General features: G+C 63.0%; 26 protein-coding genes and 1 tRNA gene. 6 read left to right on the plus strand and 21 right to left on the minus strand.

Features of this window, described 5'->3' with window-relative positions; translation table 11 throughout:
* Positions 1 to 4: 4 nt before the first annotated feature.
* From BM060_RS01020 to BM060_RS01080, 13 genes are all read right to left on the minus strand, one after another.
* On the minus strand, positions 5 to 1,633 hold the full coding sequence (locus tag BM060_RS01020) for a hypothetical protein (RefSeq protein ID WP_074976483.1): 1,629 nt from the start codon (positions 1,631 to 1,633) through the stop codon (positions 5 to 7).
* Entirely contained in the window at positions 1,630 to 2,586 is a 957-nt protein-coding gene (locus BM060_RS01025) for a lysylphosphatidylglycerol synthase transmembrane domain-containing protein (RefSeq protein ID WP_083426700.1), read from the minus strand. The genes BM060_RS01020 and BM060_RS01025 overlap by 4 nt, the downstream gene beginning before the upstream one ends.
* 10 nt (positions 2,587 to 2,596) lie before the next feature.
* A complete protein-coding gene (locus BM060_RS33505) occupies positions 2,597 to 3,289 on the minus strand; it encodes a CatB-related O-acetyltransferase (protein WP_074976488.1) in 693 nt (230 codons plus the stop codon).
* Positions 3,270 to 4,169: an NAD-dependent epimerase/dehydratase family protein gene (locus tag BM060_RS01035; protein WP_074976490.1), complete on the minus strand. Its 900-nt coding sequence runs from the start codon at positions 4,167 to 4,169 to the stop codon at positions 3,270 to 3,272. Before BM060_RS01035 ends, BM060_RS33505 begins: the two co-directional genes overlap by 20 nt.
* Positions 4,170 to 4,172: 3 nt before the next feature.
* Positions 4,173 to 5,270, minus strand: coding sequence for an ATP-grasp domain-containing protein (locus BM060_RS01040; protein WP_135499863.1), 1,098 nt, complete (start codon positions 5,268 to 5,270; stop codon positions 4,173 to 4,175).
* A gap of 22 nt (positions 5,271 to 5,292) precedes the next feature.
* On the minus strand, positions 5,293 to 6,270 hold the full coding sequence (locus tag BM060_RS01045) for a glycosyltransferase family 2 protein (protein WP_159458804.1): 978 nt from the start codon (positions 6,268 to 6,270) through the stop codon (positions 5,293 to 5,295).
* A 47-nt stretch (positions 6,271 to 6,317) separates the two neighbouring features.
* Positions 6,318 to 7,928 (minus strand): hypothetical protein, encoded by a 1,611-nt coding sequence (locus BM060_RS01050; RefSeq protein ID WP_245322965.1) that lies wholly within the window; start codon positions 7,926 to 7,928, stop codon positions 6,318 to 6,320.
* Between the two features lie 78 nt (positions 7,929 to 8,006).
* Positions 8,007 to 8,082: transfer RNA gene (locus tag BM060_RS01055), tRNA-Ala, on the minus strand.
* 82 nt (positions 8,083 to 8,164) lie between these two features.
* On the minus strand, positions 8,165 to 8,827 hold the full coding sequence (locus tag BM060_RS01060; protein WP_074976496.1) for a class I SAM-dependent methyltransferase: 663 nt from the start codon (positions 8,825 to 8,827) through the stop codon (positions 8,165 to 8,167).
* A gap of 15 nt (positions 8,828 to 8,842) precedes the next feature.
* On the minus strand, positions 8,843 to 9,373 hold the full coding sequence (locus BM060_RS01065; protein WP_074976498.1) for a C40 family peptidase: 531 nt from the start codon (positions 9,371 to 9,373) through the stop codon (positions 8,843 to 8,845).
* A gap of 82 nt (positions 9,374 to 9,455) precedes the next feature.
* The gene (locus BM060_RS01070; protein WP_089391873.1) at positions 9,456 to 10,088 is read right to left on the minus strand and encodes a C40 family peptidase; all 633 of its coding nucleotides are present in this window, start codon (positions 10,086 to 10,088) and stop codon (positions 9,456 to 9,458) included.
* Positions 10,089 to 10,153: 65 nt separating this feature from the next.
* Positions 10,154 to 10,918 carry an NAD-dependent deacylase gene (locus BM060_RS01075; protein WP_074976500.1) on the minus strand — a complete coding sequence of 255 codons (765 nt, stop codon included), beginning with the start codon at positions 10,916 to 10,918 and terminating at the stop codon, positions 10,154 to 10,156.
* A gap of 13 nt (positions 10,919 to 10,931) precedes the next feature.
* Positions 10,932 to 12,326, minus strand: a complete 1,395-nt coding sequence (locus tag BM060_RS01080; RefSeq protein WP_074976502.1) for a sigma-54 interaction domain-containing protein — start codon at positions 12,324 to 12,326, stop codon at positions 10,932 to 10,934.
* A gap of 177 nt (positions 12,327 to 12,503) precedes the next feature.
* Here BM060_RS01080 and ddaH point away from each other — a divergent pair, with 177 nt between their 5' ends.
* Together ddaH and BM060_RS01090 are read left to right on the plus strand one after the other, a co-directional pair.
* Positions 12,504 to 13,268, plus strand: coding sequence for a dimethylargininase (gene ddaH / locus BM060_RS01085; RefSeq protein ID WP_074976504.1), 765 nt, complete (start codon positions 12,504 to 12,506; stop codon positions 13,266 to 13,268).
* Between the two features lie 122 nt (positions 13,269 to 13,390).
* The gene (locus tag BM060_RS01090) at positions 13,391 to 14,806 is read left to right on the plus strand and encodes a basic amino acid/polyamine antiporter (RefSeq protein WP_074976508.1); all 1,416 of its coding nucleotides are present in this window, start codon (positions 13,391 to 13,393) and stop codon (positions 14,804 to 14,806) included.
* On the opposite strand, the gene BM060_RS01095 is transcribed toward BM060_RS01090, so the two are convergent.
* Both BM060_RS01095 and ttcA read right to left on the minus strand, forming a co-directional pair.
* Positions 14,803 to 15,474, minus strand: coding sequence for a DNA-3-methyladenine glycosylase I (locus BM060_RS01095; protein WP_074976510.1), 672 nt, complete (start codon positions 15,472 to 15,474; stop codon positions 14,803 to 14,805). The genes BM060_RS01090 and BM060_RS01095 overlap by 4 nt on opposite strands.
* A 13-nt stretch (positions 15,475 to 15,487) precedes the next feature.
* Positions 15,488 to 16,315, minus strand: a complete 828-nt coding sequence (gene ttcA, locus BM060_RS01100) for a tRNA 2-thiocytidine(32) synthetase TtcA (protein ID WP_074976512.1) — start codon at positions 16,313 to 16,315, stop codon at positions 15,488 to 15,490.
* A gap of 89 nt (positions 16,316 to 16,404) precedes the next feature.
* On the opposite strand from ttcA, the gene BM060_RS01105 reads away from it, so the two are divergent.
* The 3 genes from BM060_RS01105 to BM060_RS01115 all read left to right on the plus strand — a co-directional run bounded on the left by BM060_RS01105 (position 16,405) and on the right by BM060_RS01115 (position 18,707).
* Positions 16,405 to 17,001 carry a DNA-J related domain-containing protein gene (locus BM060_RS01105; RefSeq protein ID WP_064585001.1) on the plus strand — a complete coding sequence of 199 codons (597 nt, stop codon included), beginning with the start codon at positions 16,405 to 16,407 and terminating at the stop codon, positions 16,999 to 17,001.
* 161 nt (positions 17,002 to 17,162) lie between these two features.
* Positions 17,163 to 17,759: a Yip1 family protein gene (locus BM060_RS01110; RefSeq protein WP_074976515.1), complete on the plus strand. Its 597-nt coding sequence runs from the start codon at positions 17,163 to 17,165 to the stop codon at positions 17,757 to 17,759.
* Positions 17,760 to 18,209: 450 nt separating this feature from the next.
* Entirely contained in the window at positions 18,210 to 18,707 is a 498-nt protein-coding gene (locus tag BM060_RS01115; RefSeq protein ID WP_009618490.1) for a SprT family zinc-dependent metalloprotease, read from the plus strand.
* 2 nt (positions 18,708 to 18,709) lie between these two features.
* Here BM060_RS01115 and BM060_RS01120 read toward each other — a convergent pair whose 3' ends face one another.
* The 3 genes from BM060_RS01120 to BM060_RS01130 all read right to left on the minus strand — a co-directional run bounded on the left by BM060_RS01120 (position 18,710) and on the right by BM060_RS01130 (position 22,757).
* Positions 18,710 to 19,891 carry a CaiB/BaiF CoA transferase family protein gene (locus BM060_RS01120; protein WP_074976517.1) on the minus strand — a complete coding sequence of 394 codons (1,182 nt, stop codon included), beginning with the start codon at positions 19,889 to 19,891 and terminating at the stop codon, positions 18,710 to 18,712.
* Positions 19,892 to 20,007: 116 nt separating this feature from the next.
* The gene (locus BM060_RS01125) at positions 20,008 to 21,147 is read right to left on the minus strand and encodes an acyl-CoA dehydrogenase family protein (RefSeq protein WP_074976518.1); all 1,140 of its coding nucleotides are present in this window, start codon (positions 21,145 to 21,147) and stop codon (positions 20,008 to 20,010) included.
* A gap of 311 nt (positions 21,148 to 21,458) precedes the next feature.
* The gene (locus tag BM060_RS01130) at positions 21,459 to 22,757 is read right to left on the minus strand and encodes an OprD family porin (RefSeq protein WP_074976520.1); all 1,299 of its coding nucleotides are present in this window, start codon (positions 22,755 to 22,757) and stop codon (positions 21,459 to 21,461) included.
* A gap of 293 nt (positions 22,758 to 23,050) precedes the next feature.
* On the opposite strand from BM060_RS01130, the gene BM060_RS01135 reads away from it, so the two are divergent.
* Positions 23,051 to 23,980: a DedA family protein/thiosulfate sulfurtransferase GlpE gene (locus BM060_RS01135; protein ID WP_074976522.1), complete on the plus strand. Its 930-nt coding sequence runs from the start codon at positions 23,051 to 23,053 to the stop codon at positions 23,978 to 23,980.
* Positions 23,981 to 24,435: 455 nt separating this feature from the next.
* Here the strand turns inward: BM060_RS01135 and BM060_RS01140 are convergent, their stop codons facing one another.
* The 3 genes from BM060_RS01140 to BM060_RS01150 all read right to left on the minus strand — a co-directional run bounded on the left by BM060_RS01140 (position 24,436) and on the right by BM060_RS01150 (position 26,403).
* Positions 24,436 to 24,675: an anti-sigma factor family protein gene (locus BM060_RS01140; RefSeq protein WP_074976524.1), complete on the minus strand. Its 240-nt coding sequence runs from the start codon at positions 24,673 to 24,675 to the stop codon at positions 24,436 to 24,438.
* Positions 24,669 to 25,211 (minus strand): RNA polymerase sigma factor, encoded by a 543-nt coding sequence (locus BM060_RS01145; protein WP_074976807.1) that lies wholly within the window; start codon positions 25,209 to 25,211, stop codon positions 24,669 to 24,671. The genes BM060_RS01140 and BM060_RS01145 overlap by 7 nt, the downstream gene beginning before the upstream one ends.
* Before the next feature lie 70 nt (positions 25,212 to 25,281).
* Positions 25,282 to 26,403 carry a beta-ketoacyl-ACP synthase III gene (locus BM060_RS01150; protein ID WP_009618505.1) on the minus strand — a complete coding sequence of 374 codons (1,122 nt, stop codon included), beginning with the start codon at positions 26,401 to 26,403 and terminating at the stop codon, positions 25,282 to 25,284.
* Positions 26,404 to 26,748 lie beyond the last annotated feature (345 nt).

Here is a 26,748-nt window from a genome sequence, read left to right on the forward strand (position 1 = left end):
AGGCTTATCCCTTGTTTCCGGTTATGCATCTGGCATTGACGACAACAATGCTGCCAAGATTCTTCACAACCTTGAGTTCCAACTCACCTTGATGCCGTTGCATGCAGTAGTTGCGAAGATATTCCCCCTGGGCTGGAATCGGTCTATCGGCATAGCCACTGAAGTCGAGGCCTTGCGAGGACAACAGGCGTTGCACGAACCAGCCCGGCTTCTCACTTTCCAGCCGATAGGCCAGCGAAGTCGGAGCATAGGTTCCGGATGAGAGGGAGTAAAAACGAAACCCTGCGTTGTGCAGATTACGATCAAACGGCGAGTAGACATATTCATAAGGGAAATAACCCCCCCAGGTTACGATCACATCCGTACCCAGCTCTTTGACGTCGCGCCGGATGTCCTGGACCATCCCGTCTATCTGCTGATGCTGTTTTACTGTTTGCCAAAAGGTACTGGCTGCCAAAGAACAAAGTGCTATATATGCCAGCCACCGGCGCGTACCTCGCAACGTCGACGCCTGTGCAATCATCCACAGGAGGCAAGCACTCAACGCTGGATAATAAGCCCAGAAGACACCTGGCCTACCTATATAACCGGTATAGAACAGACCAGCGTAAAATAAAAAAAGGCATAGCCACACTCGCAAACTACCCAATAGCGCACCGATGACCAGCCCTGCCAGCGCAAGTGGAAAAGCACGTGGATCCTGCCAAGCAGAACGGATGGATTCGATCCCTCTCCCAACGCTACGCGGCGCGCTGAGTTCACCCGGCACAGCCTGGCGCAACGCCTCCATGGTCCGCGAAGACGTCAGGTTGTCATCGACAAAGAACCAGTTCCTCAACAGGTCGAAGTCATTGACGCTCAACTCGCTGGAAGAATGCAGGGGAAGGGTTTTCAGATAGTCCGCCAGGCCATAGTCCGTAAGCTTCACCCTTACGGCATTGAAGGCGTTGTACTTCGCCCAACTGACATCCGAATAGGACGCGCGATCGAAAGCGATTGCCGCAAGGCTGGCAGCAGTAATTGCAAGGAACAGCAAGAGAAACGCCCGATCACGCAGGATACGGAGCGACAACCAGAGCGGTATCGAAACAGCAACGATGAAGAGAAACTCGTTCCATCGAATCAGATAGGACACCAGGGCCAGAATGAAGCACAGGAACAGTTCCCCGTTGCCACGTCGCTCCCGATAATCCAGCAGCGCCAACACAGCGGCCATCCCAGCCAGCCCTGAAACAACTGTGAACTGTGGGAAGACGCACGGGTAAAAGAATACGCTGAATACCGCAACCACGGCGGCCCAGGGGCCCATGCCTCGACGGATGAGAAAATGGCAGGCCACTAGCGCAACTGCCAGCAGAACCAGATAAGTGACCAACGAATATCCAAGTAGTCCACGGATACTCGGTATGCATTGAATGAACGCCCCCCATAGGGCATTGGAGAAGATCAGATTGCGGCTAGGCACGGCAATCGAGCCGAACCCTTGCACACGCATCGCCATGCCTACATCGTCGTTGGTCTGCCAGTAGGGCTCCCATACCGACAATGCACTCAACAACAATACACAGAGCAGCAACGGCAATGCCAATGGCAGGATACGCGCCCAGCGGACAGAAACCGATATCGAATTCACGTGCGTTTTCCAGCGCTGGTCAGGGTATGCACTGCCGCTACGGCACCACCGACCAGAGCAAGCGCCACACGATTGAGATACATCAGGAAGGCGAGCAGCACGGCGTCCGCGACTGGCACACCGATTCTTCCCAGCAACCAGACCATCACACCTTCCCGAACGCCTATGCCCCCCAGTGAAATGGGTAATACAGTTGACAGATAGATGATTGGAATGACTACCAGGCAGAGTGCCAGGGGCAGTTCCAGTTCCATGACATGCGCGAAGTAATAGAAAACCAGGATATCTGCGGCCTGGAACAAAGTGCTAAGCAGCAAAGTAGACAACAAGGTCCCAGACGGGAGACTCCATAACTTCTGGTAGAGCACCACCAATCCGTCCAGGCGCTGGCCGACAAACCTGCCGCCAAGCCATTTCAACAACCGTGGGGCACCGCTCAGCACCACGATTAAAACCAATAGCGAAGCCACAATCGTCGGGGCAATCAACAGGGCCTCCGAGCCTAGCTTTCGACGAAGGGCATCATTCAGCACAAGCACACCCAGCGAACCGACCAAAGCCACACCGCAGAGCCCCAGTCCGCGCTCGATGGCCACCGAAGCCAAAACCCTGGATACGGCTCCACGCTGGCGCGCCGCACACAGAGCCACCCGTACAGCATCGCCACCCAGCACACCGGGCAACATGACACCGTAGAAGGTGCCCACCAGATACAGATAGAGAGCACTCGAAGATCGCAGGGCGATACCTAAAGCGGCAAGAACCAGACGCCAACGATTGGCAGCCATGACCAGCCCCACGAGAAGAATCAATGGTCCAGGCCAAAGGCGATAGAGGCTCCCATCGCGCAGCAGCGAGGCGACAGCCGACCAGTCGAGAAAACGAATCAGATAGACGACCACGGCAACGGAAAAGCTTGCCTGGAAGACAACCAGCCACATACGACGAGACATCGACAATCCGTCAGCTTTGAGAGTTTTGGTTCAATAGGGCTTCCAGTGCGTTAGCATCGGGTGCCGAACTCAACAGATTGAAATGCCGCCGAATGTCATCGGCTGACCAGTCCCACCACTGCAACTTTTCCAGCTTCTGGATGATCGCTGCGGGGAAGCGGTACTTCACCACCCTGGCCGGAGCCCCGACCACCACGGCATAGGGTTCAACGTCAGTCGTAACTACGGCATTGGCTCCAACGACAGCGCCGTTACCTATGCGTACTCCGCGACAGACCACTGCACCCGCGGCTATCCAGACATCGTGTCCGATGCTCAACGGCAACGCGAAACGGTCATAAGGAATTTCTGCCGAGAACGGACGGAGCTGGTCATGATCGTTATATAAGAACGAGTGTTGAACGATGCGTGAATGATCATGCTCGCCGCCACCAATGCTGGCATTCCATGAGATGGAACAGAAACTGCCAATATCGGCATACATGATCACCGTATTCATGCCGGTATAGGAATGTCGCCCCAGACTCGCATGAAGCAGATGATTGGCACGCTCTATCCTGACTCGGCTGGCCAACTGGCTGAAGTCGACACGAGAGAAGTTGCCGACCGAAACATGCTCCGCCAAAGTAGACGCCTTGATTCGTGCGCCAGAGTACACTGTGGCCAGCGGGTCTATCTGGCTGTCAATCTCCTGATAATCCATACCTGGCCGCCTCCCGTTCATCGCGCAGCGTCATTGCAATGTCTTCGGCAGCAGCCTGCAGAGTCCATACAGGGGCCCAATCGAACTCTCGGCGGAAGCACGAACTGTCCATCAATGAATGCTCCGGTACGCTCTTCATACTCTGCGCCTCACTTACTCGGTACTCCCGGCCGAATGCCCGGAATATCGTCCGCGCGATCTGTTCCAACGATGAGCACTCTCCCGAGCCCAGATTGAAGACTCCATTGCCAGATCTAAGCAGCGTAGCCTCGATGGCAGTAGCTATATCCCTGATATAAAGATATTCCCGAAGAATACCTGTCACTGTCAGGGTCACCGGTTCATCACGATAAGCCTTGCGAATGAAGGTGGCGATGGCACTGCTCGGATACTCCCCCAGTCCGAATACCTGGGCCAGACGGAGGGTCACGATATTCAGCCCACGCTGCATGAAGTAATCCGCAGTCAGTTCTGAGTGCCTCTTGGCCAAGGCATAAGGCGACTCCGGCGCTGGCGTTTGAGCCTCGCTCCACGGCACGGGCAATCGCCCATAGACACCCCGTGTCGAGGCTAGTACGACCTGTTGGAGTGCACATTGTTCAGCACAGAGCAGCACCCGGTAGTCCAGGCTTACATTACCCAGAACATCGGAATCGATATCCCCCTTGGGCCGAGCGGCAGCGAGATGAACCAAGCCATCCATCCCCGCGAGATGACGCCGCAGGGACTCAAGGGAGTAGTCAGTCGCAATATAGGTGACTCCCGGCAATCGCTCGTCAGGAACCGTACGCGACAAAGCAAATACTTCGTATCGTGGTCCGAGCAACTCGACCAGATGCTTGCCGACGAAACCGTTAGCCCCGGTGATGGCGAGCTTCATGGGCTAAAGCTCTCCCATCACGATCTGATAGCCGCACTTTTCCATGAGCCCGTTGGTGCTACGAACGTACTCGCCAGGTGCGTAATAGAATTCGACATGAACGGCATCAGGATGCGCATCGACCAAGGCGAAGCTCTCGCCGGGCGGCTGACAAAAGAACTCCAGATAGGCTGGCCGGACGCTCAGGGTAGCGGGCATGGTGACCGTCCGCCCTTGCAACCGCTTGATGCATCCATCCAGCAGATCGACACCGGTGCTGGCCAGAATCAGGCGCCACAGATGGCAGCCATCCAGCCGCGGGGCAACCTCGATCAAATAGGGGAAGTCCCCATTCATCTTGATCTGAAAATACAGCGGTCCTTCCTGTACACCCAGTTGTGCCGCTGTCTGTAGCACCAGTTCACGAACCGCCTGCTCCGCCCCGTCCGAAAGGCTGGCTGGAAGGATGTGTCGGCGAATGATGCCACCATCGAACTGAGCCCAGGACTCCCGGTCGGAAGGGAGGAAGAAAACCATCTCACCCTCGGCGAAGAAGGCATTCACGGATATCTCCCGCCCCTCGACTTTCTGCTCGACTATGACCCGACCGGAACGAGAGAAACCTACGGCCGCGGCAAAAGCCGCCGGTATCTGCGCGTACGCCGACACACTGCAGACACCCCGCTGCCCCTGACTGTCGACCGGCTTGAGCATCGCTGGCAAGGGCACGTCGGTCGCCTGGTTCGCATGCTCCAGCACCTCGAACTCCAGAGATCCGGGCAAGCCCTGCAAGTGATGCCGCAACAACCCCTTGTTGTTACAGGTCACCGCAACCTCTTCACTGGCCAGCCGCGGCAAATGAAGTTGCTCCGCCACGTACCCCACCGTAGGCATTGCGACATCAGACCCGACGGAGTAGATCTGATCCACGGCATGGTCGCGGGCATAGCGCAGGACGGAGCCTCTGTCGGTAATGTCCACCTGAGCGAAATGCCGTGCATGGGTTCGACCTGGGCCAGCCGTGGTATTGCTCAATGCATGCGTTTCAAATTCGCCCGACAAACGCGCCAACAGATCAGCCTGCGCTGCACCAATTCCCAGTACCAGAAATCTTTTAGTCACTCCAAGCCCTCATCCATCCGTCCTAGCGCTGGCTACCACCATCATAGCCCCCATGCAACTCGGCTTCCGTAACGCTCGTCTGCCTGCGCACGAAGTACTGGGGAGTGGCATTGACCCGCTGGAGAATCCGTAAAACATACTCACCGATCACGGCGAAGGCGAAGAAGTTGAAACCGGAGAGGAACAGCAACAGCAAGGTTGTGGTCATCCAACCCGGAACCGCGATACCGCCCAGAAAATACCGGCATAGCAGATAAACGGAGAACAGCACGCTGAAAATGATCCCGAAACCACCGATCACTCCCAGGAGACGAAGGGGAAGAACGGACTGCCCGATGAAGTTGCTCATCGTGGCCCGCAGCAGGCGCGCCAAGGTATACCCGCTTTTACCCGCTCGACGGGGATAATGCGGAACAGTGACATTGGCGATACGCCGCGTTACCGAACTTAGCATAACGCCTAACACAGGATTCAATGCTCGTAGCTCAAGCAAAGCATCAACCACCGGCCGCCGAATGGCTCGAAAACTGGTAAACCTCAAATCCCGCGGTTTCCCCAGGAACAGCGCGTTCATTTCATTTACCAGGTGGCTCCCCAGGCGCCGAAACAAACTATGCTGCTTTTCGGCTGGAACCCCCATTACGACGTCTACATCACTTTCCAGCCCCCTCAGTAAAAGCGGGATATCCTCCGGTGCACTTTGTAGATCGTCGTCAATGGTCACTACAACCTGACCGCGCGAATGAGCCATGCCGCACAAGGTGGCACTGCCTTGGCCGAAGTTGCGCATAAGCTGAATAGCAGTAGTATGAGAATCCTTTTCGGCAAGCGACTGTAGGATAGCCCACGTACTCCCGGGCCCACAGTCATCAACAAAAACGATCTCATAACTCTTCCCCTGCGTCTTCAACGTCTCTGTCAGGCGCTCATGAAGTTCGCGAAGGATAAGCTCCGAACCATAAACTGGAACAACGACACTATACGCGACAAAGTCATTCACTTTTAAACCTCTCAAATGCTCCTCGCAGGGCATGAAACAAAAACATATCAATCCTCGCCAGGAAAATCCTTAGCTACGAACACACGACAAGACGGACAACGAGCATCGGAGTCAGGTAAAGCACGGAAATTTTCCACTACATATTCATATATATGCGGATTAGTATTTCTAAACCTCAGCTCCTCACGACCATCCAGAGGAAGGTCGACAACAATTATCACACCTGGGTTCGCCGCTTTGATTCGCTCAACTTCCTCTTGCTCAAAAGCGATCCCACGCGACCACAGGGCATAGTTCGCCCAAAGTGGAGACTTGACACCAAGCAGCGCATAGGCACCCGGCCAATACGGGGTCGCTATAAATGCGTGATGCTCTCCTGAATATTTTTCAGCAAGATCCAATATGAACTGGACATTTTTTGCAGTCGCAGAGTCCACTTCCAACTGATCGCCAGCTACCACTAGCTTGTCGCATCGGTTATCTCCACTACAGTTCCAACCTGGCTGATTGGCTCCGACACCGATTAGGCTAATCGCCAATAGCCCCAATAGCAAAAGCCCCCTCCTCTTCCCATTCTGTCGGAAGATCAGGAGTAAGCAACCTATAAGCAGAGGAAAAATCCCTTGAGAAAGATGACCTACATCCGCACGTGAATAAGCATAGTGCGCGTAAGGTAGCGACAAGAAAGCAGCACCTACAAAAACCGGCGGAACGGCCCTACCTCTCAGCCTTTCAAAAAAAACCCACAGAAGAGAAAGGCCCCCAAATATCAATAAAGAAACAAAAAGAACACCAACCAAAAATGCTCGCAGGCTGTCCAGCCAAAATGACGTGGAAAAATCAACAAGCCATGGCCAGGGAATAGGGAGAGGGAGGTTCGTTGAGCCTCGGGAAATCTGAAATTTCACTCCATTTAAAAATGCATCCTCAAAACCAGGAACAAAGAGAATCAAGAAAAGCATAGGAGCGTATCCCACCACAACGCCTACACACCAAGAAGAAATTTTCTTTACTGCAGCCTCTCTCGCCCCCTCCCCAATCAATAACCAAGCCATTACAGCCACGCTCGCCACAGCCCCATACACTCCGTGGTTACGCCCTAAAAAAGCAATCAATCCGATCCCAACTCCCGCCCCAAAATAGTGACGAGGAGTTCTGGAGCCCGCAAGACATGCCAATATCCCGACCAGAAATATCGAAATGGAAATATCAAACAACTTATGACGCGGAAACATCCAAAGCACAAAAACAGCTGCAGCAAACAGGAGAACGACCCCATCTACGCTCCTCAAGCGGGGACGAGACCGAGCGATTAGATATACCCCACAGAACAGCCCAAAAAATTGAAAAATAGAAACTGCCACACGAAGAAAGACTATTCCATCCCCCCCCATCATGGACATCACCGCCGCCGACCAGTAATAACGCCCCGGATCATATGACATAAAGTCCTTGAGCGGTACCTCGCCCAACATAGTCCGCTGAACGCCATACCACAGGAAACCCTCATCCCACAGATTCAAGCCCCGATGACCAAACCACAAGAAAGCCACCAAGACAAAGAGCAGAGATATCGCCCCACTCCACGTAAATTGCCTAAATAAATCGCTTCTTTGCCCTACGAGCGCCTTCAATCCATAACCCTCAAAAGTAAACATAAAAATATTTTATATATATAAAGCAGCGCCCATGTAAGGCATAAAAAACCCAGCCGAATGGCTGGGTTCTCTAATAGCTGGTGGACCGAAGGAGGATCGAACTCCCGACCTCCGCATTGCGAACGCGGCGCTCTCCCAGCTGAGCTATCGGCCCGATAGGGTAGGAATCTAACCCAGGCACTATCTGCAGGCAACGATGGCACTGTCGGAAAAATAGACGCCCTCTCAGCACCAATTCAGCGCTTGCGACACAGCCCCATGCCGTCGCCCAGCGGCAGCAGCGAATAGTCCACCCGCGCGTCGCTTTTCAGCGCCAGGTTCAATTGCTGGATGGCGCGGGTGTCAGCGCTTTGCGGGTTGGTTTCGAGTACCCGGCCACTCCACAGCACGTTGTCGAAGATCGCCAGGCCGCCCTGGCGCAGCAGGGTCAGGGCGTGTTCCAGGTAGCGTGGGTAGTTGGCCTTGTCGGCGTCGATGAAGGCGATGTCGAAGCTGCCCGCCTGGCCTTCCCTTTCCAGGCCAGCCAGGGTGTCCAGCGCGGGACCCAGGCGCAGTTCGATGCGGGTTTCGACGCCGGCTTCGCGCCAGTAGGACTGCGCCGTGGCGTTGTAGTCGCCAGGGAGGTCGCAGCAGAGGATGTGGCCGTCTTCGGGCAGCGCCTCGGCCATGCACAGGGCGCTGTAGCCAGTGAAGGTGCCCACTTCGAGGATGCGCCGGGCGCCGGTCAGCTTGACCAGCAGGGCGAGGAACTGGCCTTGTTCGGGGGCGATCTGCCAGCGCGCCATGGGCAGGGCGGCGGTTTCCTCGCGCAGGCGCGCCTTCAGCGGGGTGTCGCGCAGGGAGGTGTCGAGCAGGTATTGGTAGAGCGCGTCATCGAGGTTGAGCGTACGGGTGGTCATGGGCCCTCCTGAAGATCAGGGGTGGAGGGCGAGGCTCTGTACCGCGAGGACGCGCTTGGCTTCCAGGAAGGCCCGCTGCCAGTAGGGGCTGTCGAGGCTGTCCAGGCGTACGGTCCCGCCCGTTCTGGGCGCATGCACGAAGCGCCCCTCGCCGACATAGATACCCGCATGGCTGACGTTGCGTCCACCGTTGGTGGCGAAGAACACCAGGTCGCCGCTCTGCAGGCCCTCGCGGCCGATCGCTGGGACGCGCATGCCGATCATCTCGCGGGTGGAGCGCGGCAGTTGCAGGCCGGTGGCATCGCGGTAGACGTAGCCGATCAGGCCGCTGCAGTCGAAACCGCCATCAGGGGTATTGCCACCCCAGCGATAGGGAGTACCCACCAGGCCGATGGCGCGGATCAGCACGTCGTCCGCAGCCTGGGAATCGCTGAAGTTGTTCGAGGGCGCGTAGACCACCGGCGGCGGCGCGGGCGGTGTATGGCTAGCGCAGGCGGCCAGCAGGGAAACGAGTGCGAGGGTGATGATTCGGAGGGAGGTATGCATGTGATGGCATCCCCTGTTCAGGAATGCCATCACTTTGCACCGTCAAACGCTTAAGCGCAATACTTAAAGTAAAACTTTAAGATTAGCGCGTTACCGTCTGTTGTGCCTGGTAACCCGGCTCCAGGACGCGCTTGGCTTCCATGTAGCTCAGGCGCCAGTAGCTGTCGTCCAGGTTGTCCACCCGTACACCACCGCCACGGCGGCTGGCGGAGTGGATGAACTGGCCATCGCCAATATAGATGCCGGCGTGGCTCACACGTCCGCGACCACGGTTGTTGAAGAAGATCAGGTCGCCCGGTTGCAGGTCTTCCTTGGAGACCAGCGGGACGTCCATGGTGATCATCTCGCGCGTGGAACGCGGCAGCTTGATCCCAGCCTCTTCGCGGAACAGGTAGCCGACGAAGCCGCTGCAATCGAAACCGGTTTTCTCCGAACGGCCCCCGAAGCGATACGGCGTGCCGATCAGTTCGAATGCGCGATCCAGAATGCTGGAAACCCGCCCTGACGGGTTCCCGTTATCATTTCCTGCCCCCTCGTCTTCTACATCCGCCAGCGTTGCCTGATGGTGGTCAATCTGAGCCCAGCTGCGGGTGGCCTGCTCTACGGCGACCTGCTGTTGACCCGGCTGGGACTCTGGCGAATGGCTGGCGCAAGCGGCCAGCAGCAAGACGAAACTCATGGGCACGAGGGGTGCGAAGCGTCTAAGCATGGGCACGACCGTGTCTCATTAGTTCCATTAGCGCGCTAATTTGCCCGCTCGATCGAGCCGATGCAAGTTTTTTATCGCGAAATGTGACCTATCAGTTGCGGCAGAATGTCTAAGGCTCGTCCTGCAATTTTTACATCGCCCCTCGAACTGAGGTCGGTCGGCGCCGGATTCACCTCGGCGACGAAGCCGCCGGCGGCCCGTGTGCGCAGCACCGGCTCGACGATGTAGGGGAAGCTCGCCGTGGTCCCCACCAGCAGCACGACTTCGAAGCCTTTGCGCAATTCGCCGTAGAGGCTGTCGATCGCCGCCTCCGGCAACATCTCCTCGAACAGCACCACCGGCGGCCTCAGCACACCGCCACAGACCGCGCATTGCGGTGGCAGCGGACGCTGCAGGTGTTCCTCCAGTTCATCGCTCTCGGCCCCGCAGGACTGGCAGAACAGCGGCCGCAATTCGCCGTGGATCTCGATCAGCCGTTCCATCGGCGAACCGGCGCGGCGGTGGAAGCCGTCGATGTTCTGCGTCAGCACCCAGCACTCCGGCTTGCGCCGCTGCAGTTCGGCGATGGCCTCGTGGCCGGCGTTGGGCGCTGCCGCGAGGCAGGCCCGGCCGAGTTGCGCCAGGTACTTCCAGCACAGCGCCGGGTCACGCCGCAGCATGGGCCCGGAGATGGCCGCCTCGATGGCGATGCCCTCCTCGGTCACGCCGTTGTACAGGCCGCCCAGGCCACGGTAGGTGGGCATGCCGGAATCCGCCGAGAGGCCGGCGCCGGTGATCACCAGGATGCGTTCGGCGGCCTGCACGGCTTGGACGAGCGCGGCCATTGATGAGTCCATGGGCGGGTTCCTGTCAGGCCAGCGTGTCGCCGGCGGGTGGGTACTGTACGGCGAGGCGCTGCAGGCGCCCCAGCAGCGTCGTCCGTGGGATGCGCAGGCTGGCGGCGGCCTGCGAGAGGTTGCCCCGCGCCCGGCGCAAGGCCTCTTCTATCAGCTTGCGCTCCTGTTCCGCCAGCCTCTCGCGCAGGCCCAGCGCCGGCGGCTCGTCTCCGGCCACCGCCATGTCCCGCGGCTCCTCATCGGCGAAGACCACTTCGTCGAGCACCGGTCCGCCCTGGCCATGCAACAGCAGGCTGCGGCGGATCACGTTTTCCAGCTGGCGCACGTTGCCCGGCCAGGCGCAGGCCTGCAGGCGCGCCAACGCCCGCGGCCCCAGGGCCGTCACCCGCGGGTTCAGGCTGCGCGCGTCGCGGCGCACGAAGGCCCGGGCCAGCAATTCGACGTCAGCCGGGCGTTCGCGCAGCGGCGGAATACTCAGGCAACCGACCTCCAGCCGGTAGTAGAGATCCTCGCGCAGGCGCCCCTCGGCGATCGCCTGGCGCGGCGCCTGGTTGCTCGCGGCGACCAGGCGCACGTCCGCGCGCAACGGCCGCAGGCCGCCCAGCGGCAGGTAGCTGCCGTCCTGCAGCACGCGCAGCAGCTTGCTCTGCAGGGCCATGGGCATGGAGTTGATCTCGTCGAGGAACAGTGTGCCGCCTTCGGCCAGGGCGAACATGCCCTTGCGGTTCTCGGCGCCGGTGAAGGCGCCGCGAGTGGTGCCGAACAGGGTGCTCTCCAGCAGCGTCTCGGGGATGGCCGCGCAGTTCAGGCTGATCATCGGGCCACTGCGCCGCGGGCTGAGGGCGTGGGCGCGGCGGGCGAAGAGTTCCTTGCCGGTGCCGGTCTCGCCATGGATCAGCAGCGGCAGGTCGGTCGCGGCGAAGATGTCCAGGCGCTGCAACTGCCGCTGCAGGCTGGGGGTGACGCTGAGGATCGGCGGGCAGTCCGGCTCGTCGTCCGTTGCGGCGCATTCCGCCACCACCTCGCCCACCTCCATCGCCCCGAGCAACTGGCCGCCGCGGCCGTGCAGCGGGATCGCCCGGTGCCGGTACTGCAACAGCTCGCCGCCGGCGCCGACATAGGCCTGCAGCGTATCGATGGATGGCCGCTCCTGGGCCAGGCAACGCAGCAAGGTGCTCTGCTCCGCCTGCAGCCAAGGCGCGCTCTGCAGCACGTGCATGCCCAGCGCCTGCCGCGGGTCGAGGCCGTCGAGCAGGCCGCTGGCCTGGTTGTAGTAGACGAAACGCCCCTGGGTATCGACCACCGTGACCGGTTGCCGCAGCCCATCGAAGATCGGCGCCAGGCTGTCCACCAGCCAGCGCAATTCGTCCTTTTCCGTAGGAACCGTCGCATTCTCGACAACAGCCATGGCAGCCCAGCCTTTTATATCCGTCGGGTTTTCGACAACTGTCCCAGTTTCGACGAAAGCGCGCGAGCCCGCCCCGCTGCGGGTCAACGCCAGGCCAGGAAAACCGTCTGCGGCGCGCCGACCCGCCTGGCGCACGCCTTGCAACACGGCAAGCATCCACCTGCAAGAGGAAACGCCATGTTCAAGCACATCATCGCCCGCACCCCGGCCAGCAGCCTGGTCGACGGCCTGACCTCCAGCCACCTGGGCAAACCGGACTTCGCCAGGGCCCTGGAGCAGCACAACGCCTACATCCGCGCGCTGCAGACCTGCGACGTGGACATCACCCTGTTGCCGCCGGACGAGAGCTTCCCCGACTCGGTGTTCGTCGAGGACCCGGTGCTCTGCACCTCGCGCTGCGCCATCATCACCCGCCCCGGCGCCGAGTCGCGGCGCGGCGAGACCGCAATCATCGAGGAGACCATCCAGCGCTTCTATCCGGGCAAGGTCGAGCGCATCGAAGCGCCCGGCACGGTGGAAGCCGGCGACATCATGATGGTCGGCGAGCACTTCTACATCGGTGAATCGGCGCGGACCAACGCCGAGGGCGCCCGGCAGATGATCGCCCTCCTCGCCAGGCACGGCTTCACCGGCTCGGTGGTACGCCTGGAGAAGGTGCTGCACCTGAAGACCGGGCTGGCCTACCTGGAGCACGGCAACCTGCTGGCCGCCGGCGAGTTCATCGACAAGCCGGAGTTCCAGCACCTGAACATCGTCGAGATCCCCGAGGAGGAGGCCTACGCGGCCAACTGCATCTGGGTCAACGAACGGGTGATCATGCCCACCGGCTACCCGCGCACGCGGCAGAAGATCGCCGACCTCGGCTACCGGGTGATCGAGGTCGACACCTCCGAGTACCGCAAGATCGACGGCGGCGTCAGCTGCATGTCCCTGCGCTTCTGAACGGCCGCTCCAGCGGCGGGCCTCCTGGCCCGTCGCGTCGGCGCGGGCCCCCTCCCCTGCGTCGGCGTCATGCGTGGCGGCAAGTGCTGCCACGCCACCGGTTGCCGTCTCGGAGGCGCAAGATGTCGATTTCGGATAAAGGAAAACTCGGCCTGCCGGCGCTGACCGCCCTGGTGGTGGGCGGCATCATCGGCAGCGGTATCTTCAGCCTGCCGCAGAACATGGCCGAAGGCGCCGGCGCCGGGGCCATTCTCATCGCCTGGGGCATCACCTTCGTCGGCATGCTGACGCTGACGCGGGTCTTCCAGTGGCTGTCGACCACCTGCCCGGAACTGGACGACGGCGTCTACGGCTACGCCCGCGAGGGCTTCGGCGAGTACCTGGGCTTCAATGCCGCCTGGGGCTACTGGATCTCCGCCTGGGTCGGCAACGCCGGCTACCTCGTCGTGCTGTTCAGCGCCCTGGGCTCGTTCGGCGCGCTGGCCTTCTTCGGCGACGGCACCACCTGGCCGGCGCTGCTCGGCGAGCTGGCGGTGCTCTGGCTGATGCACGCCTTCGTCCTGCACGGGGTGCACAACGCGGCCATCACCAACGCCATCGTCACCCTGGCCAAGGTGGTGCCCATCGCCCTGTTCATCCTCTGCGTCGCCCTGGCCTTCCGCGTCGAGGTGTTCCGCCTGGACTTCTGGGGCAGCCCGGCGCTGGGCAGCGTCACCCGCCAGGTGGAAACCACCATGCTGTACACCGTGTGGGTCTTCCTCGGCATCGAAAGCGCCACCGTCTATGCCAGCCACGCGCGGCGCGCGGCCGACGTCAGCCGGGCCACCCTGCTCGGCTTCGTCATCACTCTGCTGTTGCTGGTCTGCGTCTCGGTGCTGTCGCTGGGGGTGGTGCCGCAGCACGAGTTGGCGCAGATGAAGAACCCGTCGATGGCCCAGGTGATGGCCGCGGCCGTGGGCCCCTGGGGCGCCACGCTGATCAACGTCGGCCTGATCGTTTCGGTGGGCGGCGCCCTGCTGGCCTGGACCATGCTGGCGGTGGAGATGCTCTACCTGGCCAGCCGCGGCGAAGGGCACACCGCGCCGGCGCTGTTCGGCAGGACCAACGACGTGGATACGCCAGCGCCGGCGCTATGGCTGACCAACACGCTGATCTCGGCGCTGCTGCTGGTCGCCTTCCTCAACGCCTCCGGCTACAACGCGCTGATCCAGCTGGCCACCTCGATGGCGCTGATCCCCTACCTGCTGTGCGCCGGTTTCTGCCTCAAGCGCGTGCTGCGGCAGCCGAGCCCGGCACTGCTGGCGATGGCGACGCTGGGCACGCTCTATGGCTTCTGGCTGCTGTATGCCGCCGGCCTGAAGTACCTGCTGCTGTCGATGATTCTCTACGCCCCGGGGCTGGGCTTCTTCATCCACGCCCGGCGCCAGCGCGGCCTCGCGGCCTTCGGCAACGCCGGGGAGCGGGCGCTGGGCGCGCTGGTGCTGGCCCTGGCGCTGGCCGCGCTGTGGATGGTCGGCAGCGGCCGCCTGGGGCTCTAATGGTTGACGGTGTACGACAGCATCATCGAGAGCTGACACAGCGGCCGGCCGCTCTGTTCGTGCCAGGTGTTGAAGGCGGTCTGCACGGCGGCGAGGTCCTTCTGGCTGGTGGGCGCCTTGTCGACGATTTCCTGGGCCTTGAGCGCGGCGACCACGTCGTCGCTGGGGATGAAGGTGTCCTTGCCGGCCATGCGCAGGAAGCGCGGCGCCGACAGCCCGCCGAGCTGGTTGCCGCGCTTGGCCAGCAGCTTCCACAGGCCGACGATGTCGGTCACCGGCCAGTCCGCCAGCAGCTTGCCGAAGCTGCCGTGCTCATGGGCGATGTCGAGGATCATCTGGGCGTTGCGCGGCACGCTCTTGAGCTTGCCCAGGTGGCGGATCAGGCGGGTGTCCTGCATCAGGTTCTCCAGGCGCTCGCCGCCCATGAGCACCACCTTCTGCGGGTCGAAGCCGAAGAACACTTCCTCGAAGGCCGGCCACTTGGCGTCCACCAGGCTGTGCTTGAGGCCGGCGCGGAAGATGCGCAGGCTGATCAGCGACAGGTAGCGGTCATCGCTCACCGCGGCCAGTTCGGCCGGACTCTTGGGCTGCGGCAGGCGCGCTTCCAGCGCCGCCGCCGAGCCGAAGCGGTTCAGGCAGTATTCGTGCAGCCATTGGTAGTCGCGCATCGCCCTTCCTTTATTACAGGTTCATCACGTCGACGAAGCGCGGCGTGGCGTTGTCGTCGATACGCAGGCTGGCGAAGTCGAACAGGTTGCGGTCGGCCAGTTGCGAGGGCACCACGTTCTGCAGGGCGCGGAACATGATCTCGGTGCGGCCGGGGGTCTTGCGCTCCCATTCCAGCAGCATTTCCTTGACCACCTGGCGCTGCAGGTTCTCCTGCGAGCCGCAGAGGTTGCAGGGGATGATCGGGAATTCCTTGAGCACCGAGTAGGCCTCGATGTCCTTCTCGTTGCAGTAGGCCAGCGGGCGGATCACCACGTTGCGGCCGTCGTCGGACAGCAGCTTGGGCGGCATGGCCTTGAGGGTGCCGCCGTAGAACATGTTGAGGAAGAAGGTCTCGAGGATGTCGTCGCGGTGGTGCCCCAGCGCCATCTTGGTCGCGCCGATCTCGTCGGCGTAGGTGTAGAGGGTGCCGCGGCGCAGGCGCGAGCACAGCGAGCAGGTGGTCTTGCCCTCGGGAATCTTCTCCTTCACCACCGAATAGGTGTCCTTCTCGATGATGTGGTACTGCACGCCGATGGACTCCAGGTACGCCGGCAGCACGTGCTCGGGGAAGCCGGGCTGCTTCTGGTCCATGTTCACCGCGACGATTTCGAACTTGATCGGCGCGACTTTCTGCAGGTACAGCAGGACGTCGAGCAGGGTGTAGCTGTCCTTGCCGCCGGACAGGCAGACCATGACCTTGTCGCCGTCCTCGATCATGTTGAAGTCGGCGATGGCCTCGCCGACCTGGCGGCGCAGGCGTTTCTGCAGTTTGTTCTGGTTGACCGAAAGGGTGCTGGCCATGGTGCTGTGGAATCCGGGGGGAAGACGAAAAGCTGGTTATTTTACGCGCACCCCGCCTTCATCGGTAGCCTGATGCTAGGCTCATGCCCATGACTCCCGACCTCGACGCCCGCCTCGACCTCGCCGGGCAGTTGCTCGAACTGCTGCGCGAGGCCCCTGAAGGCCTTTCCGAATATCAGCTGATCCAGCAGCTGAAGGCGCGGCATTCCACCCATGTCCCGCACCTGCCGCTGCTGGACAAGCTGGTGCTGTTCCGCACTCACTTCCTGGTGTTCAACGCCCTCTACCGCCTGCGCGATGAGCTTTGCGCCGACGAGGCCGGCTTCCTGCAGATCGGCCCGCTGCAGATCCGCCTGCTGCCCTGGCAACCCGGCGCGCCGGGCCTGGTGGAGAGCGACCCGCTGCGCGACTACTACCTGGACGAAAGCAACCTGCGCGACACCACCGAGCGCGACGTGGAGAAGCTGCTGGAAAGCTTCTGGACGCGCATGCAGGGCGACGGCGAGAAGGCCGCCGCGCTGGCCCTGTTCGAGCTGGAGGACGGCCCGGTGGACTACGCGCTGATCAAGCTGCGCTACCGCCAGTTGGTCAGCCAGCACCACCCGGACCGCGGCGGCAGCACCACGCGCCTGCAGTCGATCAACAAGGCGATGGAAATTCTCGAGCGCTATTACAGCCGCCCATGAAGCTCCGATTTGCTCTAACCCCAGGCAGGACGCGGCCTTCGGGGCTTTCCTATACTGCGACACAAGGTCGCACGAGTCTGACGGGCACCGGAAGGCGCTGGCCATGCGTCCCCGGCGCGGCGCTGGGAGGCGGCCTGCATAATAACGAGGAGGTTGCCGAGATGATCCATCATGTGTGGGGGCTCTTCACCCATCCCGATCAGGAATGGCAGGAAATCCGCGGCGAAGAAGAAAGCATCAGCCACATGTACCTGACCCATGTGCTGATATTGGCTGCCATCCCGGTCATCTGCGCCTACATTGGCACCACCCAGGTGGGTTGGGTGCTGGGCAGCGCAGGGCCGGTCAAGTTGACACCGGCGAGCGCGATCCAGCTCACCGTGCTCACCTACGTGGCGATGCTCGCCGGCGTCGCCGTCATGGGCGCCTTCATCCACTGGATGGCGCGCACCTACGACGCCACTCCGAGCATGACCCAGTGCATCGTGTTCGCCGCCTACACGGCGACCCCGCTGTTCATCGGCGGCGTGGCCGCGCTCTACCCGCACCTGTGGCTGGGCATGGTCATCGGCACCGCGGCGATCTGCTACACGGTCTACCTGCTCTACGTCGGCATCCCGGCCTTCATGAACATTCCCAAGGACGAAGGCTTCCTGTTCTCCAGCTCGGTGCTGGCGGTGGGCCTGGTGGTGCTGGTGGCGATGATCGCGCTGTCGGTGATCCTCTGGGGGAGCGGGGTGGGGCCGGAATATACCTGAGGCTTGACTGGCGAATGCAGACCGGGCCCTGGGGGCCCGGTTTTCGTTTGTGGGGGGTCGGTTTCTGGCTTGGCTCCAGGAGCGTTGTCGAAGTCCGCGCCCTCTCCCTAACCCTCTCCCTGAAGGGAGAGGGGACCGTTCGGCGTGCTCGGATGTTTCGGTGTCAGCCGGAAACGAAGTTACAGGTTGAAACCATGCCCATCAGCCGGTACGGACAAGCCCCCTCTCCCTTCAGGGCGGGGCGCGCAGCCGAGGGCTGGGGAGAGGGCGCTCTTGAATATGGCGCCTACGCCACCGGCAAACTCCCTTCGCGAGCAAGCTCGCTCCTACAACACCGGCTCTTCCTTGCCTGGAACTCCCCGCCACTTGCCCGAACCTGCACGGCAGACGAGCGGCCTGCACAACGCCCGCGGCTCCGGCATAATCGGCAGCCGTCGGAGAAAATACTGTATGCCCGAACAGCTCAACGCCCGTGTCGAAGCCTGCTACCAGTTGGCGGAAAGCTTCTTCCAGCGCCGCTTCCCGCGTCCGGAAGTGAGCTTCCGCCTGCGCGGGCAGAAGGCCGGGGTGGCGCACCTGGACGAGAACCTGCTGCGCTTCAACCCCCAGCTCTACCGCGAGAACCGCGAGCACTTCCTCAAGCAGACCGTGGCCCACGAGGTCGCGCACCTGATCGCGCACCAGATGTTCGGCCCGCGCATCCGCCCCCACGGCGAGGAGTGGCAGCTGATCATGCGCGGCGTCTACGGCCTGCCGCCGGACCGCTGCCACACCTACGAGATCAAGCGGCGCCGCGCCACGCGCTACATCTACCGCTGCCGCTGCGACGAGAACCCCGACTTCCCCTTCTCCGCCCAGCGCCACAACCTGGTGGCCCAGGGCCGCCGCTACTACTGCCGGCGCTGCCGCACCACCCTGGTGTTCACCGGGGAAGTGGTCCGCGAGTAGCTTCAGCCCACCGCGCCCGCGGCTTTCAGCGCCGCCACCTGCTCGTCGCTATAGCCCAGTTCGGCCAGGACCTCGGCACTGTGCGCCCCCGCCGCCACGCCTATGTGCTTCGGTGCCGGCAGGCCGGCGGAGAAGCGGATCGGACAGGCCATCTGCCGCTGGCTGCGGCCATCGCCGCGGGGCACTTCGGTGACCAGGCCGCGGGCCTGGATCTGCGGGTGCTCCACCGCTTCGGACAGCGGCAGCATGGGCTCCACGCAGGCGTCCACGGCAGCGAAGCGTTCGCACCAGTCGGCGAAATCGCGCTTCTCGAACTCGATGGCGATCTCGCGCTTGAGCAGTCGCTGGTCCTCGGCCTTGGGCGACAGGCCGCGCGCGGCCAGTTCCGGGCGGCCGATGGCGGCGCAGAACTGCTGCATGAACTGCGGCTCCAGGCTGCCGACGGAGAACCAGCGGCCGTCGCGGGTGCGGTAGTAGTCGTAGAAGCTGCCGCCGTTCAGCGCCTGGGCCTCCATGCCCGGCTCAACGCCGCAGGCCAGGTAGCCGGCACCGGCCATGCCGTTCAGGCTGAAGGCGCAGTCGGTCATGCTGACGTCCACCTGCTGGCCTTCGCCGGTCTGCTGGCGGTGGATGACTGCAGCGAGCAAGCCCATCACCCCGTGCAACGAGCCGCCGGCGATATCCGCCAGTTGCACGCCCAGGGGCAGCGGACCGGTGTCCTTGCGCCCGGTGTAGCTGGCAACACCGGCCAGGGCCAGGTAGTTGATGTCGTGCCCGGCGCGGTCGCGGTAGGGCCCGGTCTGGCCGTAGCCGGTGATGGAGACGTAGATCAGCTTCGGGTTGATGGCCTTGAGCGCCTCGTAGCCGACACCCAGCTTGTCCATGACGCCGGGACGGAACTGTTCCAGGACGATGTCGTACTCGCGCACCAGTTGCTTCACCACCTCCACCGCCTCGGGCCGCTTCAGGTCCAGGGCGATGCTGCGCTTGTTGCGGTTGAGGTAGGCGTGGCTGGCCGAGACGCCGTCGTCATGGGGCGGCAGCACGCGCACCAGATCCATGCGCGTGGGCGATTCCACCCGCAGCACCTGGGCGCCCATGTCGGCCAGCAGCAGCGAGGCGAAGGGCCCCGGCAGCAGGGTGGAGAAGTCGAGGACTTTCAGCGAGGCGAGCGGGCCTTTCATGGGGAACTCCTGGATGTGGTTTTCTGGATCCCCGCGTTCGCGGGGAAGACGCTGTCCGTGAACGGGCCTTCCCCGTCATTCCCGCGAACGCGCAGAGCCAGTGAAGCAGCCGCGCCTCAGAGCTTCATGCCGCGGCTGATGATCTCCTTCATGATCTCCGAGGTGCCGGCGAAGATGCGCTGGATGCGCGCGTTGGCGTACATCCGGCAGATCGGGTATTCCCACATGTAACCCCAGCCGCCGTGCAGTTGCACGCCCTCGTCGACCACCTTGCCGAGCAGTTCGGTGGTGAACAGCTTGGCCTCGGCGGCCACCTCGGGGCTGAGCTTCTTCTGGTTGTGGTCCATCACGCAACGGTCGGTGAACACCTGGGCCACGTCCACCTGGGTGCGCATCTCGGCGAGCTTGAAGCGGGTGTTCTGGAAGTGCGCGATGGGCCGGTCGAAGGCCTTGCGCTCCTTCACGTAGTCGATGGTGGCCTGCAGCGCCGCCTCGGCTCCGGCCACCGCGCCGCAGGCGTTGGTCAGGCGTTCCTGGGCGAGCATGTTCATCAGGTAGTAGAAGCCGCCCTTGGCGTCGCCCAGCAGGTTCTCCTTGGGCACCTTCACGTCGTTGAAGAACAGCTCGGCGGTGTCCTGGCTCTTCATGCCCAGCTTCTTCAGGTTGCGCCCGCGCTCGAAGCCGGGCATGCCGCGCTCGACCAGGAACAGGCCCATGGCGTGCTTGTTGTTCGGGTCGGTCTTGGCCGCGACTATCACCAGGTCGGCCAGCAGGCCGTTGGAGATGAACACCTTGGAGCCGTTGAGGACGTAGTGGTCGCCCTTGTCCACGGCGGTGGTGCGCATGCCGGCCAGGTCGGAGCCGGCCGAAGGCTCGGTCATGGCCACGGCGAGGATGGTCTCGCCGCGGATGATCCCGGGCAGGAAGCGCGCCTTCTGCTCGGCGTTGCCGTATTCGGCGATGTAGGGCCCGCACAGCGCCGAGTGCAGCGGGATCATGAAGCCCGGCTCGTTGATGCGCGCCAGCTCCTCGCACATGATCTGCTCGTAGCGGAAGTCCTTCAGCCCGGCGCCGCCGTACTCCTCGTCGGCCCAGGGCAGCAGGAAGCCCAGCTCGCCGGCCTTCAGCCAGACGCTGCGGTCGACCACCCCGGCCTCTTCCCAGGCCTCCTGGTGCGGCACCACTTCCTTGGCGAGGAAGGCGGCGAAGGCGTCGCGGAACAGGTTGTGCTCGGTCTCGAAATGTATGCGCTGCATGCTGGCGAACCCTGGTCGGTGGAAGTGCCGGCAGGTTAGGTGCCAGCCCCGCCGCGCCTCAATGACGGCAGCGCTCAGCCTGGATTGACGCTTTCGTCCATGGAGGAAACCACGCGGATGTTTCCGCAGCCGACTGAGTCGAGGTGCTTTTCGTAGGATGGGTTGAGCTTGCGAAACCCATCGGGCCATGGTGATGGGTATCGCTTCGCTCAACCCATCCTACGACGGCGCTACCACTTGCCGCAGACGAAAAAAAGCCCCGCCAGGTGGCGGGGCTCAAACCATAGGAGTGACGTCTTACTTCAGCGCCATTACCACAGCGGCATGGTGTAGCTGAGGATCAGGCGGTTCTCGTCGGCCTTGTTGGAAGAGGCGCTGTTGCGGGCGAAGTCGCTGCGGGTGGTCGCGTTGCGCCACTTGACGCCGAAGCCCTTGAGCGCGCCTTCCTGGACGACGTAGGCGATGTCGGTGTCGCGTTCCCATTCCTTGCCGTCGTCGCCGCTGGCGTTCAGCAGGTCGACGTTGTCGCCCTTCACGTAGCGGGTCATGAAGGTCAGGCCGGGGATGCCGAGGCCGGCGAAGTTGTAGTCGTAGCGGGCCTGCCAGGACTTCTCGTCCTTGTTGGCGAAGTCCAGGATCTGGATGTAGTTCACCAGGTAGGGGTCGGTGCCGTTGATGTAGGCGAAGCCGGTGTCGCCGCTCATCTTCTGGTAGCCGACGCCGAAGGCGTGGTAGCCCAGGTTGTAGGTGACCATGGCGTTGAACGCCTTGTTGTCGACGTTGCTGCCGCCGTCGTCGGTGGACTTGGCCCAGCGGACATCGGACTTCAGCGACTGGCCTTCGGCGATCGGCAGGGTCCAGCCGAGGGTCAGGTAGTGCTGCTTGTAGAAGTCGTCCAGCTGGCCGTAGTGGTAGCCGGTGCTGAAGTTCTTGGTCCAGTTGTAGGTGGCGCCGGCGTAGTCGAACTCGTTGGTGGTGTTGCCGCTGCGCACGGTGATGTTCTTCTTGCCGCCGGTGGTGACGGTCATTTCCTCGTAGTTGGAGGAGTCACGGCGGTTGGTCTGGTTCAGGCGGCCGGCGTCGAAGTTCAGGCCGTCGAGCTGGGTGGAGTTGACCGCGCTACCCACGAAGAGCTGCGGCAGCAGGCGGCTGTCGTTGGTCACCACGACCGGCAGCTTGGGCGTCAGGGTGCCCATCTTCAGGGTGTTCTTCTCGTAGCGCAGCTTGAGGGTGGCGCCGCCCTTGCTGAAGTCGTCCGGCGCGTCGCCGTCGGCGGTCTTCGGCAGCAGGCCGGTGCCGGTGCGGTCGGCGCTGGAGTCCAGCTTCAGGCCCAGCGCGGCGATACCGTCGACGCCCACGCCGATGGTGCCGTCGGTGTAGCCCGACTCGAATTTCAGGATGAAGCCCTGGCCCCACTCTTCCTGCTTGCTCTGCTGCGCCTGGGTGGAGCTGCGGAAATCGCGGTTGAAGTAGAAGTTGCGCAGTTCAACGTTGGCCTTGCTGTCCGAAATGAAGTCGGCGTGAGCGACTGCGGGTACGACAATGCTGGCGCCGAGCACGGCCTGCGCCAGGCCGCCCATGGCAAAACCGGCGTAGTTCTTACGGATCATCAGGATTCCCCTTATGGTGTTTTAAGCGTTGAACACGCTGAGCGCCTGGCATGCAGGGCGCGGCCCCCATGGTCTCGCGCAGCCGTTTGGCGGCTCTTCTGTGTTGCGGGGAATCTTGGCGGGGGGTTATTTCAGATCGACTGCATAGATATAAACTTTTTGTTACAGCTGAACTTTTCCGAAAAATTCGACTACGCGGTCATGGGCTGAAAGCAGCGGCTGTCAGCGGGGACTGACGCACCGGACGAGCGGCAGTATGCTGTCGCCTCCCCCTCCTCCGCTGCGCCCATTCCATGCAAGAACTGCAACCGCTGATCGAACGCTACGGCCCCGCCCTGCTCTTCCTCAATGTGCTGCTGGAGCAACTGGGCCTGCCGATTCCGGCCTACCCGGCGCTGATCGTCGCCGGCGCCCTCGCGCTGCAGGGGCACGGGGTGTCCCTGGGCGAGGCGCTGGCGGTGGCCACCCTGGCCTGCCTGATCGCCGACACCGCCTGGTACTTCGCCGGCCGCCGCTACGGCGGCTTCCTGCTGCGCAGCATCTGCAGGGTGTCGCTGTCGCGCGACAGCTGCATCCGCCAGAGCCAGAGCCTGTATCTGCGCATCGGCCCGCGCGCGCTGCTGATCAGCAAATTCCTGCCCGGCGCCGGCGCGCTGTCCACCAGCCTGGCCGGCATGACCGGCACGCCGCTGCGCCGCTTCCTCGGCTACGACTTCGCCGGCTCGGCGCTGTGGGTGGGCTCGGCGCTAATGCTGGGCGCCATCTTCAGCGACACCGTCGACAGCCTGCTCGGCTGGCTGCACGACTACGCCACCCGCGGCCTGCTGTTGTTATTGGCGGCCTTCGCGCTGTTCATCGCCTGGCGCCTGTGGCAGCGCTACAGCCTGCTGCGACGCACCGCGCGGATTCCCAGGATCAGCGTCGAGGAACTGCGCGAACGCCTGGACCAGGGCGACACCCCGCTGATCCTCGACGTGCGCGCCGAGGCCGGCGAGGACGGCATCCCCGGCGCCATCCCGATGACCCTGGACACCCCGCTGGACGGGCTCGCCGACAGCCTCGGCCAGGCCGACGTGGTCATCTATTGCGCCTGCCCCAACGAACTCTCCGCGGCCATGCTCGCCGAGCGCCTGCGCAAGCACGGCTACCCGCGCGCCTGGGCGCTATCCGGCGGGCTGGAAGCGTGGCAGGCGAGCCAGGGCAGGGCCGATGGGCTTTCGTAGGATGGGTATCGCTTCGCTCGACCCATCCTACGGTGTCTCCCCGCCCGCGCCATTCCCATGTAGGAGCGGACCTTGTCCGCGATAGCCGGAACCTCCGGCGCGGTTCGCGGATGAGATCCGCTCCTACGCTGCCCCACCCACGCCATTCCCATGTAGGAGCGCGCCCTGCGCGCGATATCGCGGGCAGGGCCCGCTCCTACAAGGTAGCCGGGAAGCACGGTATTCCTCCCCCCGTAGGAGCGGACCTTGTCCGCGATAGCCGGACGTATCGGCGCGGTTCGCGGATGAGATCCGCTCCTACGCTGCCCCACCCGCGCCATTCCCATTGTAGGAGCGCGCCCTGCGCGCGAATCGCGGGCAGAGCCCGCTCCTACAGGTTACCGGGAGGCACGGTATTTCTCCCCCGTAGGAGCGGACCTTGTCCGCGATAGCCGGCCATCCCGGCGCGATTGCGCTCAGCGCCGCGAGTGGTCCCGGCGCAGTTCGGCCAGGCGGGCGGCCAGCAGGTCCAGGCCGGCGTCGCGGTCTTCCGGCAGGCGGCGCACTGTCGCCTGGGTCAGGCGCATCTGGCGGATGAAGCGCCGGCAGTGGCGGCACAGCAGCAGGTGGCGGCGCACCGCAAGTTTCTCGCGCAGGCCGAGCTGGCTGTCCAGCAGGTCGCTGGAGAGGGCCACCAGTTCCTTGCAGGTCAGCATTGGCCGGTCTCCTCGAAATGCTCCAGGGTGGCGAACAGCTTCAGCCGCCCGCGGTGCAGCAGCACCCGGACATTGGAGAGGGAAAGCGACAGAAGATTACAGATCTCCTGCAATTCCAGGCCCTGGCGCTCGCGCAGCAGGACCACGCTGCGCTGCAGGTCCGACAGGCTCAGCAGGGTCTTTTCCAGGCATTCGCGCAGTTCGTCCTCGGCCAGCAGAGCCTCGGGCGAGTCCGAATGCCAGGCCAGGGGCGCGGCGCTCCAGTGGCCGTCGGCGGCGAAGCGGCTGTCGTCGATGCTGCCGTGGGGCGCCGGCAGGTCGTCCAGGGAGACTTCCCGGCGCACCTGGCGCAGCTTGCTCTTGGCGGTGTTGGCGGTAACGGTCAGCAGCCAGGTCTTGAGGCTGGAGCGCCCCTGGAAGCCGTCCAGGTGGCGCACCACGGCGAGCCAGGCGTCCTGCACCACCTCATCGGCGTGGGCACTGCCGGCGATGGCCAGGGCCACGGCGCGCATGGCGCCCTGGTAGGCCGCGACCATCTCGCGGAAGGCCGCGTCCTCGCCGGCGCGCAGGCGCGCCAGCAGTTCGCCGTCGGCTTCGCCCACCCGGTCAGCGCTTGCGCAGGATCACGCTGCCGATGGAATAGCCGGCGCCGAAGGAGCTGAGCACGCCGATGGAGCCGGCGGGCAGGTCCTCGTGGTACTTGTGCAGGGCGATCACCGAGCCGGCCGAGCTGGTGTTGGCGTAGGTGTCGAGGATCACCGGCGCCTCGTGGGCCTCGGCGTCGCGGCCGAGCAGCTTGCGGGTGATCAGCAGGTTCATGTTGAGGTTGGCCTGGTGCAGCCAGAAGCGCTTGACGTCGCCGACCGGGATGTCGTTCTGCGCCAGGTGCTCGCCGATCAGCTCGGCGACCATCGGGCAGACGTCCTTGAACACCTTGCGGCCTTCCTGGACGAACAGCTTGTCGCGCTGGCCGATGCCCTCTTCCGCGGCGCGGTTGAGGAAGCCGAAGTTGTTGCGGATGTTGTTGGAGAACTGCGTCAGCAGCTTGGTGCTGACGATGTCGAACTGCTGCTTGCCGATGGCCTGGTCGGCGCGCTCGACGATCACCGCGGTGGCCGCGTCGCCGAAGATGAAGTGGCTGTCGCGATCGCGGAAGTTCAGGTGGCCGGTGCAGATTTCCGGGTTGACCATCAGGATGGCGCGGGCCTGGCCCAACTGCACGGCGTTGGCCGCGGCCTGCAGGCCGAAGGTGGCCGAGGAGCAGGCGACGTTCATGTCGAAGCCGAAGCCCTGGATGCCGAGGGCGGCCTGGACCTCGATGGCCACCGCCGGGTAGGCGCGCTGCAGGTTGGAGCAGGCGACGATGACGCCGTCGATGTCCGCCGCGCTGCGGCCGGCGCGGTGCAGCGCCTCCTTGGCGGCGTGCACGGCCATCTCGCAGAGGATGCCCCAGTCGTCGTTGCTGCGCTCGGGGATGCGCGGGACCATGCGCTGCGGGTCGAGGATGCCTTGCTTGTCGACCACGAAGCGGCTCTTGATGCCGGAGGCCTTCTCGATGAACGCCGAGCTGGATTCGCTCAGCGCTTCCAGTTCGCCCTTGGCGATGGCTTCGGCGTGCTGGTCGTTGTACTGGCGGACGTAGGCATTGAAGGACTCCACCAGTTCATCGTTGGAAATGCTGAACGGCGGGGTATAGAGACCGGTTCCGCTGATCACGACTTTATGCACGGTCAATCCTCTTCTCAATCTGGCTGCCGGCCCCGGCAGCATGGTTAGGCATCGATGTGCCCGCCCGCGGGCCGGCACTGCAAAAGGGGTTCGGCCCGCGAGGGCCTGAGGGCACGGCCTGATGACCAGGCAGTGTGCCATCGAAGGTGGCGCGCTGGCATCCTCCACCGCCCAACGGCGACGGCGCTGCGCGGCGCTCGAATAACCGCCAATTATGCGGCAAATCGCCGGGAAATGCCGCTACCGCGGCGCAGTTTTCCAGCATACAGACCTTGTACCGGCCGGTGATTGAAATTCCCGAAAGCCGCTATAGCCAGGCCATCCAGGCGAGTTGGCGGAAGCGCC

Source organism: Pseudomonas citronellolis (genome assembly GCF_900112375.1).
GTDB lineage: Bacteria > Pseudomonadota > Gammaproteobacteria > Pseudomonadales > Pseudomonadaceae > Pseudomonas > Pseudomonas citronellolis.

Coding starts and splice junctions, on each gene's coding strand:
- BM060_RS01120 (WP_074976517.1), bottom strand. CDS start 19,891: ATGAAAGGCCCGCTCGCCTCGCTGAAAGTCCTCGACTTCTCCACCCTG.
- BM060_RS01090 (WP_074976508.1), top strand. CDS start 13,391: ATGTCGATTTCGGATAAAGGAAAACTCGGCCTGCCGGCGCTGACCGCC.
- BM060_RS01125 (WP_074976518.1), bottom strand. CDS start 21,147: ATGCAGCGCATACATTTCGAGACCGAGCACAACCTGTTCCGCGACGCC.
- BM060_RS01135 (WP_074976522.1), top strand. CDS start 23,051: ATGCAAGAACTGCAACCGCTGATCGAACGCTACGGCCCCGCCCTGCTC.
- BM060_RS01035 (WP_074976490.1), bottom strand. CDS start 4,169: ATGAAGCTCGCCATCACCGGGGCTAACGGTTTCGTCGGCAAGCATCTG.
- BM060_RS01060 (WP_074976496.1), bottom strand. CDS start 8,827: ATGACCACCCGTACGCTCAACCTCGATGACGCGCTCTACCAATACCTG.
- BM060_RS33505 (WP_074976488.1), bottom strand. CDS start 3,289: ATGGATTATCAGGAGATTGACAGCCAGATAGACCCGCTGGCCACAGTG.
- BM060_RS01110 (WP_074976515.1), top strand. CDS start 17,163: ATGATCCATCATGTGTGGGGGCTCTTCACCCATCCCGATCAGGAATGG.
- BM060_RS01105 (WP_064585001.1), top strand. CDS start 16,405: ATGACTCCCGACCTCGACGCCCGCCTCGACCTCGCCGGGCAGTTGCTC.
- BM060_RS01095 (WP_074976510.1), bottom strand. CDS start 15,474: ATGCGCGACTACCAATGGCTGCACGAATACTGCCTGAACCGCTTCGGC.
- BM060_RS01145 (WP_074976807.1), bottom strand. CDS start 25,211: ATGGTCGCGGCCTACCAGGGCGCCATGCGCGCCGTGGCCCTGGCCATC.
- BM060_RS01025 (WP_083426700.1), bottom strand. CDS start 2,586: ATGTCTCGTCGTATGTGGCTGGTTGTCTTCCAGGCAAGCTTTTCCGTT.
- BM060_RS01065 (WP_074976498.1), bottom strand. CDS start 9,373: ATGCATACCTCCCTCCGAATCATCACCCTCGCACTCGTTTCCCTGCTG.
- BM060_RS01080 (WP_074976502.1), bottom strand. CDS start 12,326: ATGGCTGTTGTCGAGAATGCGACGGTTCCTACGGAAAAGGACGAATTG.
- ttcA (WP_074976512.1), bottom strand. CDS start 16,315: ATGGCCAGCACCCTTTCGGTCAACCAGAACAAACTGCAGAAACGCCTG.
- ddaH (WP_074976504.1), top strand. CDS start 12,504: ATGTTCAAGCACATCATCGCCCGCACCCCGGCCAGCAGCCTGGTCGAC.
- BM060_RS01115 (WP_009618490.1), top strand. CDS start 18,210: ATGCCCGAACAGCTCAACGCCCGTGTCGAAGCCTGCTACCAGTTGGCG.
- BM060_RS01075 (WP_074976500.1), bottom strand. CDS start 10,918: ATGGACTCATCAATGGCCGCGCTCGTCCAAGCCGTGCAGGCCGCCGAA.
- BM060_RS01130 (WP_074976520.1), bottom strand. CDS start 22,757: ATGATCCGTAAGAACTACGCCGGTTTTGCCATGGGCGGCCTGGCGCAG.
- BM060_RS01140 (WP_074976524.1), bottom strand. CDS start 24,675: ATGCTGACCTGCAAGGAACTGGTGGCCCTCTCCAGCGACCTGCTGGAC.
- BM060_RS01050 (WP_245322965.1), bottom strand. CDS start 7,928: ATGTTTACTTTTGAGGGTTATGGATTGAAGGCGCTCGTAGGGCAAAGA.